Origin of the sequence: Nonomuraea sp. KM88 (assembly GCF_052245635.1) — a bacterium.
Classification (GTDB): Bacteria; Actinomycetota; Actinomycetes; order Streptosporangiales; family Streptosporangiaceae; genus Nonomuraea.
Map to the genome: position 1 here is coordinate 305,003 of NZ_JBQQCC010000008.1, position 13,157 is coordinate 318,159.

Consider the following 13,157-nt stretch of genomic DNA (forward strand, 5'->3'; position numbering starts at 1 on the left):
CCCTCCGGCGGGCCGCGTCCGGCGGCACGCGTCGCAGGTTGCGCGTGCGCCTAGCGTTGGACCATGCCACGGATAGCGAAAGGCGCGATCCCGAGCCCGAACATCTGGAACGCGCCGCAGGTCTACGAGCTGGAGAACCGCGCGGTCGACCCCGAGGGCGCGGCCGACGCGGCGATGCGCGAGCTGCGCCCCTGGGACGGCGCGACCGTGCTCGACATCGGCTGCGGCACCGGCTACCACCTGCCGGTCCTGGCCGCGTCGGCGTCCGGCGTCATCGGCGTCGAGCCGCACGGAGACCTGGCCGCGCTGGCCCGCCGCCGCTGCGCCGGCCTCCCCAACGTGACCGTGCACGCCGCCGCGGCCCAGGACCTGCCGCTGCCCGACGCGAGCGTGGACGTGGCGATGGCGCGCTGGGCGTACTTCTTCGGTCCCGGCTGCGAGCCTGGGCTGCGCGAGCTGTCCAGGGTGGTACGCCGCGGCGGTGCGGCCTTCGTGCTCGACCTCGACGCGACGCGGGGGTCGTTCGGCCGCTGGTTCTCGCACACCGTACCCACCTACTCGCCCCGCGACGTCGAGGCGTTCTGGGTCCGGCACGGCTGGCAACGGCGGCCGCTCGACCTCAGGATGGCCTTCGAGCGTCGGGCGGACCTGGAGGCGGTGCTGCGCATCGAGTTCGCGCCCGGCGTGGCCGAGCAGGCCATCGCCGAGACCCCCGGCCTGGAGATCCCCTATCCGAACGTGCTGCGCTGGCGCCACTTCTAGAACCGACCGGGTTCTCCCTGCCACGACCTCGCGAGCGGGACGACGAGCTGGCGAGCCGGTCCGATCCGGGTGGAAACAACCAGGAAACCGGTCAAGGCGTAGTCATGGTCGGCGTAGGCCCTGGCTCAGCACGCAATGTAGAGAGGACTTCCCCATGAATCGTGCGAGAAAGGCCGGACTGGCCGGCCTGGCATGCGTGATGCTGGCCCTCGGCACGCCGGCACACGCCGCGGCAGCCGACGCGGCCAAGCCCGAGCTGGGTGAGGTGCAGAAGGCCCTCTCGGAACTGGCCAGAAGCCCCGAGGTCCTGGGCACGATCGGAGCACTCTACGTCGACGGCGAGAAGGTCGGCTCGGGAACGGCCGGCACCCGCCTGCTCAACGGCAAGGGCGGCAGGATTCCTGCCGATGCCCGCTTCCGGGCCGGATCCCAGACCAAGCCCATGATCCAGATTGTCATCATGCAACTGGTCGGAGAGGGCAAGTTGGCCCTGGACGACAAGCTCAGCGACCTGCTGCCCGTCGTGGTCGAAAAGGACCTGGTGGACCGGGCCGACGAGATCACCGTGGGGCAGATGATCCATCACACCTCCGGCATCCCCAACTATTTCGATCCGGAGGTGCTCGACCCCTTCGACTTCACCACGAACTACTCTCCGCTGGAGATCATCGCGTTGACCCGGACGATGCCCCGCACCGGAGAGCCGGGTCAGAGCTACTCCTACTCCAACACCAACTACTTCCTCCTCGGACTCATCGTCGAGGAGCTCACGGAGCGCAGCCTGGCCGCCGAACTCGAGCGGCGCATATTCGACCCCGCCGGCATGGACCACACCTACTTGCCGGTCACGTTTCCCGGGCGCGTCAAAGGCCCGCACGGGCATGGTTACCACCCCGGCAAGCGGGGGAAGCTGGTCGACGTCGACCGTCTCAACTCGAGCTACCTCTGGGCCGCCGGTGGCGTCATCTCCACCACGGACGACCTGAGCTCCTTCGCCCGGGCGCGTGCGGGCGAGAAGCTTCTGTCGAAAGAACTGAAAGAGGCGATGAACGCCGGCCGGCCGCCCCGCGACCCCGGCCAGCCGGCTCCCGAGCCGCCCGTCTGCGAGCGCGAGGACGGATACGGTGTCATGACGGGCGGCTCCGTCGGCTTCAGATCCATGACCTACAGCTCGCGCGACAGCCGCGTGCAGCTCGTCCTGTCGAACACGTTGAGCGCCGACCACAGCGATCCCGCGATCGACCCGCTGATCAAGAAGGCCGCCGAAGCCGTCCTGTGCCCCGCCAGGTGACGCCCCGGTGAGCCGGACCTGCGCCTCCAGGGCTTGACCTTGACGTCGGTGTCAATGTTTACCGTGGTCGTATGCGCATCGGAGAGCTGGCGGAACGCACAGGGGTGAGCCCGCGCTCGCTCCGCTACTACGAGCAGCACGGCCTGCTCAGCGCCCGTCGCGCGGCCAACGGCTACCGCGACTACGGCGAGGAGGACGTCAGGCTGGTCGCCGAGATCAGGGCGCTGCTCAGCGTGGGCTTCACGCTGGAGGACACCCGGCCGTTCCTCGACTGCCTGCGTCAGGGGCACACCTCGGGCGGCTCGTGCGCCGAGTCGGTCGAGGTCTACGAGCGCAAGCTCAAGGAGATCGACGAGGAGATCCGCGCCCTGCTCGCCCGCCGCGCCGAGGTGGCCGCCCAGCTCGCGCAGTCATGTCCGGGTTGCTTCGTGAAGGGTTGAACATGATCACATTGACCACCGACAACTACGAGGAGCAGGTGCTCAAGAACGACAAGCCGGTCCTGGTGGAGTTCTGGGCCGAATGGTGCGGGCCGTGCCGGATGGTGGGCCCCGTACTGGAGCAGATCGAGGCCGAACACGGGCTGACGATCGGCAAGCTCGACACCGACGCGCACCCCGAGATCATGGCCCGTTACGGCGTGATGGCGGTGCCGACGATGCTGTTGTTCGAGAACGGCGAGCCGGTCAAGCAGATCGTGGGCGCCAAGCCGAAGCGCATGCTGGTCGCGGAGCTCGGCCTGGCGTGAACCGTCCGGCGTCCTGACCTCTTCGTGGTGGGCGCGTGGCAGGACGACGCCGCCGGGGCTCGAAGAATGTCGGCCCCTGCCGCTAGCCTGCTCCGCATGGCCAAGACTGCCTCGAAACCCGGATATCGCTGTGCCGAGTGCGGCTGGCGCACCACGAAGTGGGTCGGCCGGTGCGGCGAGTGCCAGGCGTGGGGCACGGTCGACGAAGAGGGCGCCCGCGGCGTCAGCGTCGTCCAGGCCGGCGCCACCACCGCGCCCGCCCTGCCTATCGGCCAGGTGAAGGCGGAGGTGGCGGCGGCCCGCACGACCGGCGTCGCCGAGCTCGACCGGGTGCTCGGCGGCGGCCTGGTGCCGGGCGCGGTCGTGCTGCTGGCCGGCGAGCCGGGCATCGGCAAGTCCACGCTTTTGCTGGAGGCCGCCGCCCGCATCGCCGAGCGCGAGACGGTCCTCTACGTGACGGGCGAGGAGTCGGCCGCCCAGGTGCGCCTGCGTGCCGACCGCATCGGCGCCATCCAGGACCGCCTCTACCTCGCGGCGGAGACGGAGCTGTCGGCCCTGGTCGCCCACGTGGAGAAGGTCCAGCCCACCATGCTGGTGGTCGACTCCGTGCAGACCGTCGGCTCCGCGCAGGCCACGGGCGTGCCCGGCGGGGTCACGCAGGTCCGCGAGGTGGCGGCCAATCTCGTGCGCCTGGCCAAGGAGCGCAACATGGCCACGGTGCTCGTCGGCCACGTCACCAAGGAGGGCTCGATCGCCGGCCCGCGCACGCTGGAGCACCTGGTCGACGTCGTGCTCAGCTTCGAGGGCGACCGCCACTCCAGGCTCCGCATGGTTCGCGCGATCAAAAACCGGTTCGGCCCCACCGACGAGGTCGGCTGCTTCGACCTGCACGAGCGGGGCATCGAGGGCATCACCGACCCGAGCGGCCTGTTCGTCTCCAGGCGCAGCGAGCCGGTGCCCGGCACCTGCGTCACCGTCACGGTCGAGGGCACCCGCCCGCTCCCCGCCGAGGTCCAGGCCCTGGTCGCCCGCACCGACGCCCAGCAGCCCAGGCGCACGTCGTCGGGGCTCGACACCTACCGCGTGCAGATGATCCTCGCCGTGCTGGAGCGCCGGCTCAACGCCCGGCTGGGCGGGTGCGACGTGTTCACCGCCACCGTGGGCGGCATCAAGCTGGCCGATCCCGCCATCGACCTGTCGGTCATGCTGGCCGTCGCCAGCGCGGCGGGAGACAAGCCGCTGCCCGCCGGTCTGGTGGCGCTCGGCGAGGTGGGCCTCGCGGGCGAGCTGCGTCCGGTCAAGGACGTCCGCAGGCGGCTGTCCGAGGCGGCCAGGATGGGCTTCAAGCGCGCCCTCGTGCCCGCCGGCTCCCTCGAAGAGGGCGGCCGCCGGCGTAACGGGCAGCGTGCTCTGGTGCCCGTGGGGCCGGTGGCGTTCGCACCCGGTTTCGAGGTCGTCCAGGCGGAGAACGTCTGGGACGCACTCACACACGTCACATAGCGCGGCTAAGCTGGGCGTGACCGATCGACACGGGGGTCAGGTGGATAGGAGTCTTGACGACCGTCGTCGCGAAGCCCTGGCAGCTGTGGCCCCAGGCACTCCGCTGCGCGACGGCCTGGAGCGGATCCTGCGCGGGCAGACCGGCGGGCTGATCGTGCTCGGCTACAACCGGGTCGTCGAGGAGGTCTGCAGCGGCGGGTTCGAGCTCGACGTCGACTTCTCGGCCACCAGGCTGCGCGAGCTGGCCAAGATGGACGGCGCCATCGTCGTGAGCGACCACAAGATCGTGCGTGCCGCCGTCCACCTCGTGCCCGACCCCGCCATCCCCACCGACGAGTCCGGCACCCGCCACCGCACCGCCCAGCGCGTCGCCCGGCAGACCGGCCTGCCCATCATCGCCATCAGCAAGTCGATGCGCATCATCGCCCTCTACCTCGACGGCATCCGCTACGTCCTGGAGGAGTCGGCGGCCATCCTGTCCAAGGCCAACCAGGCCCTGGCCACCCTCGAACGTTACAAACACCGCCTCGACGAGGTCTCCGGCACCCTGTCGGCCCTGGAGATCGAAGATCTGGTCACGGTCCGCGACGTCGCCGCCGTCGCCCAGCGGCTCGAGATGGTCCGGCGCATCTCCGACGAGATCAAGGGCTACGTCGTCGAGCTGGGCACCGACGGCCGGCTGCTGTCCCTGCAGCTCGACGAGCTCGTGGCCGGTGTCGACTCCGAGCGGGAGCTGGTCATCCGCGACTATCTCCCGGCACCCGCCGGCCGCCGCCAGCGCCGCCTGATCGAGGCCCTCCACGACCTCGACAAGCTGTCGGGCAACGAGCTGCTCGACCTCGCGGTGGTCGCCCAGGTGCTCGGCCACAACGGCACCGACATGCTCGAAACCCCGGTGAGCCCCAGAGGTTTCCGCCTGCTCGCCAAGGTGCCCCGCCTGCCGGCCACCGTGGTCGACCGCCTGGTCAACCACTTCGGCGGGTTGCAGAAGCTCCTCGCCGCCAGCATCGACGACCTGCAGGCGGTGGGCGGTGTCGGGGAGTCGAGGGCGCGCAGCGTACGCGAGGGCCTGTCCCGCCTCGCCGAGTCCTCCATCCTCGAACGCTACGTCTGACGGCAGGCCAGGCGGGCGCGGGCCGGAAAGGCCCGGCGACGCATGCTCCTAGCGGAGGTGGAAGACCCCCTTGCCGCTGCGGAGCCCGCCCATGCGCACGGTGGCCACGTACGTGCCCGGCAGCGCGGCCGCCGGTGTGGCCGGGCAGTCGGCGTTGGAGCGGCGGCGGTCCCACTCCAGCGACCGCACGTAAGGCACCCCCCGCTGCAACTGCTCGACGTCCGTGCCCTGCCCGTTGACGCAGTCGGCGTTCGACCAGATCCGGTCCGCCCCCGAGGTGATGCGGATCTCCATGGCCCGCGGCCCCACGTCGGCCGTGCACATCACGGGCCCGGTGTTGACCAGCGTGACCAGGAACGTGGGCCGGGCGTCGCCCGCGTAGATCTGCTCCTTGCCGCTCTGGAGGCTCAGCACCAGATCTTCCTCGACGCAGGGCTGGCCGGGCCTCCTCTCCCCGGCGGTGGGGGTCGGCGTGGGCGTGGCCGTCGGGGTCGGCGACGGGCTGGCCGTGCCCAGAGCCAGCGTACGCAGCCCGGCGAGCAGCGGATCCACGCTGGGCGTGGGGCTCGGTGACGACTGCGCGCTGGACTTGTGTCCCGGTCCGCTGCCACCGCTCGAGCACGCCCACGCCACCACGGCCACCACGACGAGAACCGCCACCAGCACGCTCATCCGACGCCGCCAGTAGACGTCACCGCCGTCGCCGCGCATCGAATCCGGGTCCATCGGGTTCGCGCGGTGCTCCCCACCTGCTTCAGCAGGTGGAGGACCCCGCGCTCCCTCCCTTCCGATCTGGTCGGTTCCTGTGGTCGTTGCCTTGCTGGTCGTGAGAGTCCGGAGACGGGTGTGCGCAGGTCGGTCGCTCACTTCCCCGTTGCGCCCCACCGGCGAGCGGGCCGCGCGCTCGAGCGGTGTGTGAGGGCTCGCCCTTCGCCAGGCCGCGCAAGCGGCCTCTCCCTTCAGGGAGCAGAGGAGCCACAACGCTCAGCATGGTAATTGTCCAGCCACGAAGAGTGACGACACGCCGAAGGCTGCGAACTCGGCATACGCTTGACCGCGTGGTTGAGCCGAACCTCCTGCACGCCCCCGTTCTCGACTGGTACGCCGACAACGCCCGAGACCTCCCCTGGCGCGCGGTCGACGCGACGCCGTGGGGCGTGCTCGTCAGCGAGATCATGCTCCAGCAGACCCCGGTCGCCCGCGTCCTGCCCGTCTGGCGCGAGTGGATGGCCCGCTGGCCCACGCCGAAGGCACTGGCCGCCGAGCAGCCCGGCGAAGCCGTACGCCATTGGGGCCGGCTCGGCTATCCGCGCAGGGCGCTGCGGCTCCACGCGTGCGCCAGAGCCGTCTCCGAGGAACACGGCGGCGAGGTGCCGTCCGACCACGCGACGCTGCTGTCCCTGCCCGGCATCGGCGAATACACCGCCGCCGCGGTCGCCAGCTTCGCGTACGGCGGCCGCCACGCCGTCCTCGACACCAACGTGCGCAGGGTGTTCGCGCGTGCGGTGCGCGCCGAGGAATACCCGCCCACGGCCACCTCCGCGGCGGAGCGGCGCCTTGCGGAGGCACTCCTGCCCGAGCTGGACGCGCCCCGCTGGGGCGTGGCGGTGATGGAGCTCGGCGCGCTGGTCTGCACGGCCCGCGCCCCACGCTGCGCCGACTGCCCGATCACCCGCCTGTGCGCCTGGCGGCTGGCCGGCAAGCCGCCGCACGCAGGCCCCGCCCGTAAGGGCCAGACGTACGCGGGCACCGACCGCCAGTGCCGCGGCCGCCTTCTCGACGTGCTCAGGTCCGCCCACGGGCCGGTGCCCAAGGCGGCCCTCGACGCCGTGTGGGACGACGCGGTGCAGCGCGAACGTGCCCTGGACGGCCTGGTCGCCGACGGCCTCGCCGAACCCCTCGACGACGGCACCTACCGCCTCCCCCACTCCTGACCGCCCCGCCCGGCACACCCTCGTACCGGGCGGCGGCGGCGCTGACGGCACCGCGGACCATGCGACGGCACACCGGCCGTGTGGTGGCGGCGGACCGGACGGCGGCGGCGCGGTCGCTGGACGTAGCGCCGCCGGGAGGCGCTGTTACCGGACCCAGGGTGGGACGGTGCGCTCCGTGCCCTTGGGGGCCAGGTCGCAGGCGTCCGGCGCCGACATGCCGTCGGGGTTGTAGACGTGGGCGCAGGAAGGAGCGGCGACGATCGAGACGAATCCGCGCTCGGCGTCGGCGAACATCTGCCTGCTCACGTCGGCGGGCAGCACCATGGTGTCCCCCACGCCGACCTCGAACCGCTCGTCTCCGAGCTGGACGACGGCGGCGCCGTCGAGCCACGTCCACACCAGTTCGGCGTCGAACGCGTGCACCGGCCCCACCATGCCGGGCCGGGCGTCCACCCGCCACACGGCCTGCTCGGCCCCTCCCTGGGAGGGCGAGGCGAGTGTGGTCATGACGCCGTTGGGCGTCTCGACCCTGCGGGATTCAGCGGACAGGACCATGGCCATGGGAACCACCCTCCTCAGACGATCCACGGCGGGACGCCGTAGTCGGCGCCGTTCTCGGCAAGTGCCCTGGCTCCGGCCGGGGCCGTCACGACGGCGGTGTAGCCGCTGCCGGGGTCGGCGAGCACGCGTCTCACCGTGTGCGCGGGGATGACGACGGTGTCGCCCGCCGCGACCTCGAACCGCTCACCGCCCAGTTCGACGACGGCCGCTCCGGCGGTCCAGCTCCACACCTGCTCGCGGTCGAAGTCATGCACGGGCCCGCGCGCGCCGGGTTCGGCGTCCACCCGCCACAGGGCTCGCGAGGCCCCTCCCTGCGTCGGCGAGGCGAACGTCGTCATGACCCCGCCAGGGGTCTCCGACCGCCGCGCTTCGGCGTCACGAATGACAGTCACGTCCTGAAGCTCCTAATATAGGCAACTACGTTGTCCATATAGTCAATCAGGTTGTCTATCATGTCAAGCAACGCCCCCGGCTTCGAACTACCGCTCCGCCTGCTGCTCGCCTTCAGGATGCTGATCGACGAGCTGCACACCGAGCTGGCCCGCCAAGGTCACCCGGACCTGCGGCCCATGCACGGGTTCGTCATGCAGGCGGTCGGCCCGCGCGGCACCACCGCCGTCGAGCTGGGCCGCATGCTCGGCGTCTCCAAACAGGCCGCGGGCAAGACCATCGACACCCTCGAACGCCTCGGCTACGTCGAACGCACCACGGATTCCCACGACACCCGGCGCAAGATCACCCGGCTCACGCCGTACGGGATGGACGCGCTGAACCGCTCGGCCCGCATCTTCGACGACCTGCGCGCCCGCTGGGCGCACGAACTCGGCGAGGACCGGCTGCACGCCCTCGAAGCCGACCTGCGGAAGGTCACCCCGGACGGCCTCTGGCGCCTGGACACCCCCGGCTGGTTCGGCTCCCTCTGACCGACCGCCCCGCCAGACGATACGAGCACGCCCGGACCGCGACGGCCCGGGCGCTCGCGGCTCCCTAGGCGGCCAGTTGCAGGCCCAGGCTGGTGAGGTTCGTACGGGCCCAGGCCAGCTCGTCGGCGAGCAGCGACACCAGCGCCCCAGGCCCCTTGGCCCGCCCAGGCACCATCAGGTTGTGCGTCTCCACCTCGATGTGCGCGCTCCCGCTGACCGCCCCCGACAACATCGCCGTCAGCGTGTCGTGCAGCACGGCGCCCGTGCTGCTCGGCGTCTCCCCCGTGTGGCTGTGCACGTGCCCCAGCTTGACCACAGGCGCACCGGCCTCGGCCAGCCCCTTGAGCGCCACGCCGGCCTCCTCGGCCCCGCCGGCCAGGTGGCAGGCGTCCAGGCACACGCCCAGGTGTTCGGAGTCGATGCCGCACACCCGCGCCAGCGCCTGCTCGGTCGTCTCCAGCACGCACCCGGGCCACGGCTCGAACCCGACCCTGATCGTCTTGCCGGTCACGCTGTAGATGCCGCGGAGCTCGCGCGCCAGCCGTTCGAGCCGGCGGGTGGCGATGGAGTGCAGGTCGGCGGGCCAGTCGCGGCGCCACCCGATCGGTATCGTCGAGATGCTGCCGAACCGTACGTCGTCGGGGAGCAGGAACGCCAGGATCTTGGCCAGCGCCATCGTGTAGCGGTAACGCTCGGGCTTGGCCCAGTCGGGCCCGGGCACCTCCTGGTTGCGTCCGCCGGTGCCGTTGAGGCTCACGACCTCCAGGCCGCGCTCCTCCAGGGAGCGGCGCAGGCGTACGAGCTCGATGCGGTCGGCCGTGAGGTGGTCGGCGACGGCCGGCGACAACCACAACCCGATGCCCATCCGCTCGACCCCCAGCCGCTTGCGCACGGGCACGGCGTAACGGGTCAGATGGGCGATCAGGTTCTCCAGATCCTCAGCGGGGTGGACGCCTGCGTTGTAGGCGAGGTGAACGAGCGTTCCGTCATCGTGACGCAGGCGCATCGGTTTCCTCCAGGCTTGCGTTGTGTCTTCCGTCGCCCGCCTTGGACGTGCGAACCCTGTGAGCATGCCTGCCGACGGGTGGCGAGCGCGTCCGCCCTGAGTTGACTTCGTCCTACTCCCGGGGGAGCAGTCACCATCAAGGCGAAGCTCTACACAGTGTAGTACTACTTCGCGTGGCGAAACACCCGAACACATGAACGATCGGGGCAGCGGCCGCATCCAGCCGAGCTCACGGAGTCTCACGGGGGTACGTCATGCTAGATCCGCGGTCTGTCACGCCGGGCCGGATTGACGATCTCGAGACCATTCGCAGGGCAGGCCGGGCCACCCCGGACGGTTCATCATGCCGCTGAGCGGCGACCTCGCGGACCACGGCGGCAATGGCCGGGACCACCCCGGCAGGCCCTCAGACAGCGCCTCAGCGCCGAGGGCGAGCGCGCACGCCAAAGCCCCCGCGTGGATGACGCTCCACGCGGGGGCTTTCGGAGAACCGGACGTCAGCGCTGGATCGGCGCTGCGATCGCGGCGGCCGAGTCGGGCACCTTGGAGGCGGACTCGCCCTTGAAGACGAACTTGGCGTCGTCGCCCTCGCCTTCGATGGTCACCTTGACGACCTGCCCCGGGCGGAGCTCGCCGTAAAGGATCTTCTCCGACAGGGAGTCCTCCAGCTCGCGCTGGATCGTACGCCGCAGCGGACGGGCGCCCATGACCGGGTCGTAGCCGCGGTCGGCCAGCAGCTGCTTGGCCTCGGGCGAGACGTCGAGCCCCATGTCGCGGTCCTTCAGCCTGGCGTCGACCTGGTTGAGCATCAGATCCACGATCTTGATGATCTCGTTGGGCGTCAGCTGGTGGAAGACCACGATGTCGTCGACGCGGTTGAGGAACTCGGGCCGGAAGTGCTGCTTGAGCTCTTCCTGGACCTTGGACTTCATCCGGTCGTAGTTGGAGTCGGCGTCGTTGGACTTCGCGAACCCGACCCCGATGCCCTTGGAGATGTCACGGGTGCCGAGGTTGGTGGTCATGATGATGACCGTGTTCTTGAAGTCGACCACGCGGCCCTGGGCGTCGGTCAGACGACCGTCTTCCAGGATCTGCAGCAGCGAGTTGAAGATGTCGGGGTGGGCCTTTTCGATCTCGTCGAAGAGGACCACGGAGAACGGCTTGCGCCGCACCTTCTCGGTGAGCTGGCCGCCCTCTTCGTAGCCGACGTAGCCGGGAGGCGAGCCGAAGAGCCTGGAGACGGTGTGCTTCTCCATGAACTCGGACATGTCCAGGCTGATGAGAGCGTCTTCGTCGCCGAAGAGGAACTCCGCCAGAGCCTTGGACAGCTCGGTCTTACCGACGCCCGAGGGGCCGGCGAAGATGAACGAGCCGCCAGGGCGCCGCGGGTCCTTCAGGCCGGCGCGGGTGCGCCGGATGGAGCGCGACAGGCCCTTGATGGCGTCGTCCTGGCCGATGATCCGCTTGTGGAGCTCGTCCTCCATGCGGAGCAGGCGCTGGGACTCCTCCTCGGTCAGCTTGAAGACCGGGATGCCGGTGGCGGTCGCCAGGACCTCGGCGATGAGCTCCTGGGTGACCTCGGCCACGACATCCATGTCGCCGGCCTTCCACTCCTTCTCCCGCCGCTCGCGCTTGAGCTGGAGCTGCTTCTCCTGGTCGCGGAGGGCAGCGGCCTTCTCGAAGTCCTGCGCGTCGATCGCGGACTCCTTGTCGCGACGGACGTTGGCGATCTTCTCGTCGTATTCGCGGAGGTCCGGCGGCGCGGTCATCCTGCGGATGCGCATCCTGGAGCCGGCCTCGTCGATGAGGTCGATCGCCTTGTCGGGAAGGTAGCGGTCGCTGATGTAGCGGTCGGCCAGCTGCGCGGCGGCCACCAGCGCGTCGTCGGTGATGGACACGCGGTGGTGCGCCTCGTAGCGGTCGCGCAGACCCTTCAGGATCTCGATCGTGTGGCTGAGCGAGGGCTCGGCCACCTGGATCGGCTGGAACCGGCGCTCCAGCGCTGCATCCTTCTCGAGGTATTTGCGGTATTCGTCGAGCGTCGTCGCGCCGATCGTCTGCAGCTCGCCGCGGGCCAGCATCGGCTTGAGGATGCTGGCGGCGTCGATCGCGCCCTCGGCGGCGCCCGCACCCACGAGCGTGTGCAGCTCGTCGATGAACAGGATGATGTCGCCGCGGGTGCGGATCTCCTTGAGCACCTTCTTCAGGCGCTCTTCGAAGTCACCGCGGTAGCGGGAGCCGGCGACCAGGGCGCCGAGGTCAAGCGTGTAGAGCTGCTTGTCCTTCAGCGTCTCGGGCACCTCGCCCCTGACGATCTTCTGCGACAGGCCTTCGACGACGGCGGTCTTGCCGACGCCGGGCTCGCCGATGAGAACGGGGTTGTTCTTGGTCCTCCTGGAGAGGACCTGCATGACCCGCTCGATCTCCTTCTCGCGGCCGATGACCGGATCCAGCTTGCCCTCGCGGGCCGCCTGGGTCAGGTTGCGGCCGAACTGGTCGAGCACCAGGGACGTCGACGGGGCCGACTCCTGCGGGCCACCCGCGGCGGCCGGCTCCTTGCCCTGGTAGCCGTGGAGCAACTGGATGACCTGCTGCCTGACACGGTTGAGATCAGCTCCAAGCTTGACCAGCACCTGGGCGGCCACACCCTCACCCTCGCGGATGAGCCCGAGCAGGATGTGCTCGGTGCCGATGTAGTTGTGACCCAGTTGCAAAGCCTCACGGAGCGACAGCTCGAGGACCTTCTTGGCCCGCGGGGTGAACGGAATGTGCCCCGACGGAGCCGACTGGCCCTGGCCGATGATCTCCTCGACCTGCTGGCGCACACCCTCAAGGCTGATGCCGAGGCTCTCCAGAGCCTTGGCGGCTACGCCCTCACCTTCATGGATCAAACCAAGAAGAATGTGCTCAGTGCCGATGTAGTTGTGGTTGAGCATCCTGGCCTCTTCTTGGGCCAGGACGACAACACGCCTCGCTCGGTCGGTGAACCTCTCGAACATCTCGTCGCTCCTCACAGAGCGGTCAGTCAGGCCGGTAAATCCGGTCCCGTCATCCCGCATGCTAGCCCTGGCTCGGCGAACCGTGCCCACTGCCGCTGACGCGCTCTATAGCAGACACGTTCCCCGGGAGCAGGGCGTTCACCCTCCATCCAACTACCGTTCGGGCGTGACGTGTTCCCGATACGCCGCAAGCGAACGATGTTTGGGACGCCTCGCGGAAGCGGCTGGAATTTGCCGCCGCACCGTATCCGGATCACCACGATCGGCCATCGAACGTCAGGGGCGAAGCCGACCGGGGCGCCACTTCACCTGCGCATCT

Annotated in this window: 13 protein-coding genes; 8 read left to right on the top strand and 5 right to left on the bottom strand. The window is 70.0% G+C overall.

The window, feature by feature from the left end:
- Nucleotides 1-63 precede the first annotated feature (63 nt).
- The 6 genes from ACTWPV_RS25030 (at nt 64) to disA (ending at nt 5,415) form a co-directional block, all read left to right on the top strand.
- Nucleotides 64-762: a class I SAM-dependent methyltransferase gene (locus ACTWPV_RS25030; RefSeq protein ID WP_347619945.1), complete on the top strand. Its 699-nt coding sequence runs from the start codon at nt 64-66 to the stop codon at nt 760-762.
- Between the two features lie 154 nt (nt 763-916).
- Nucleotides 917-2,053: a serine hydrolase domain-containing protein gene (locus tag ACTWPV_RS25035; protein ID WP_443153648.1), complete on the top strand. Its 1,137-nt coding sequence runs from the start codon at nt 917-919 to the stop codon at nt 2,051-2,053.
- Between the two features lie 71 nt (nt 2,054-2,124).
- On the top strand, nt 2,125-2,493 hold the full coding sequence (locus tag ACTWPV_RS25040) for a MerR family transcriptional regulator (RefSeq protein WP_347647988.1): 369 nt from the start codon (nt 2,125-2,127) through the stop codon (nt 2,491-2,493).
- A 2-nt stretch (nt 2,494-2,495) separates the two neighbouring features.
- On the top strand, nt 2,496-2,801 hold the full coding sequence (trxA, locus tag ACTWPV_RS25045) for a thioredoxin (RefSeq protein WP_347619948.1): 306 nt from the start codon (nt 2,496-2,498) through the stop codon (nt 2,799-2,801).
- 96 nt (nt 2,802-2,897) lie between these two features.
- The gene (gene radA, locus ACTWPV_RS25050) at nt 2,898-4,301 is read left to right on the top strand and encodes a DNA repair protein RadA (RefSeq protein WP_347647989.1); all 1,404 of its coding nucleotides are present in this window, start codon (nt 2,898-2,900) and stop codon (nt 4,299-4,301) included.
- A gap of 40 nt (nt 4,302-4,341) precedes the next feature.
- Entirely contained in the window at nt 4,342-5,415 is a 1,074-nt protein-coding gene (gene disA, locus ACTWPV_RS25055; protein WP_347647990.1) for a DNA integrity scanning diadenylate cyclase DisA, read from the top strand.
- A 48-nt stretch (nt 5,416-5,463) separates the two neighbouring features.
- Here the strand turns inward: disA and ACTWPV_RS25060 are convergent, their stop codons facing one another.
- Nucleotides 5,464-6,126 carry a hypothetical protein gene (locus ACTWPV_RS25060; protein ID WP_347647991.1) on the bottom strand — a complete coding sequence of 221 codons (663 nt, stop codon included), beginning with the start codon at nt 6,124-6,126 and terminating at the stop codon, nt 5,464-5,466.
- A gap of 347 nt (nt 6,127-6,473) precedes the next feature.
- Here ACTWPV_RS25060 and ACTWPV_RS25065 point away from each other — a divergent pair, with 347 nt between their 5' ends.
- Nucleotides 6,474-7,349, top strand: a complete 876-nt coding sequence (locus ACTWPV_RS25065; RefSeq protein WP_443153649.1) for an A/G-specific adenine glycosylase — start codon at nt 6,474-6,476, stop codon at nt 7,347-7,349.
- A gap of 144 nt (nt 7,350-7,493) precedes the next feature.
- Here ACTWPV_RS25065 and ACTWPV_RS25070 read toward each other — a convergent pair whose 3' ends face one another.
- The gene (locus ACTWPV_RS25070; RefSeq protein ID WP_443153650.1) at nt 7,494-7,910 is read right to left on the bottom strand and encodes a cupin domain-containing protein; all 417 of its coding nucleotides are present in this window, start codon (nt 7,908-7,910) and stop codon (nt 7,494-7,496) included.
- 14 nt (nt 7,911-7,924) lie between these two features.
- On the bottom strand, nt 7,925-8,302 hold the full coding sequence (locus ACTWPV_RS25075) for a cupin domain-containing protein (RefSeq protein ID WP_443153651.1): 378 nt from the start codon (nt 8,300-8,302) through the stop codon (nt 7,925-7,927).
- Between the two features lie 60 nt (nt 8,303-8,362).
- Here ACTWPV_RS25075 and ACTWPV_RS25080 point away from each other — a divergent pair, with 60 nt between their 5' ends.
- Nucleotides 8,363-8,833, top strand: a complete 471-nt coding sequence (locus ACTWPV_RS25080; RefSeq protein WP_443153652.1) for a MarR family winged helix-turn-helix transcriptional regulator — start codon at nt 8,363-8,365, stop codon at nt 8,831-8,833.
- 64 nt (nt 8,834-8,897) lie between these two features.
- Here the strand turns inward: ACTWPV_RS25080 and ACTWPV_RS25085 are convergent, their stop codons facing one another.
- Entirely contained in the window at nt 8,898-9,839 is a 942-nt protein-coding gene (locus ACTWPV_RS25085; RefSeq protein WP_347647996.1) for a TIM barrel protein, read from the bottom strand.
- A 497-nt stretch (nt 9,840-10,336) separates the two neighbouring features.
- On the bottom strand, nt 10,337-12,838 hold the full coding sequence (locus ACTWPV_RS25090; RefSeq protein ID WP_443153653.1) for an ATP-dependent Clp protease ATP-binding subunit: 2,502 nt from the start codon (nt 12,836-12,838) through the stop codon (nt 10,337-10,339).
- Nucleotides 12,839-13,157: the final 319 nt, after the last annotated feature.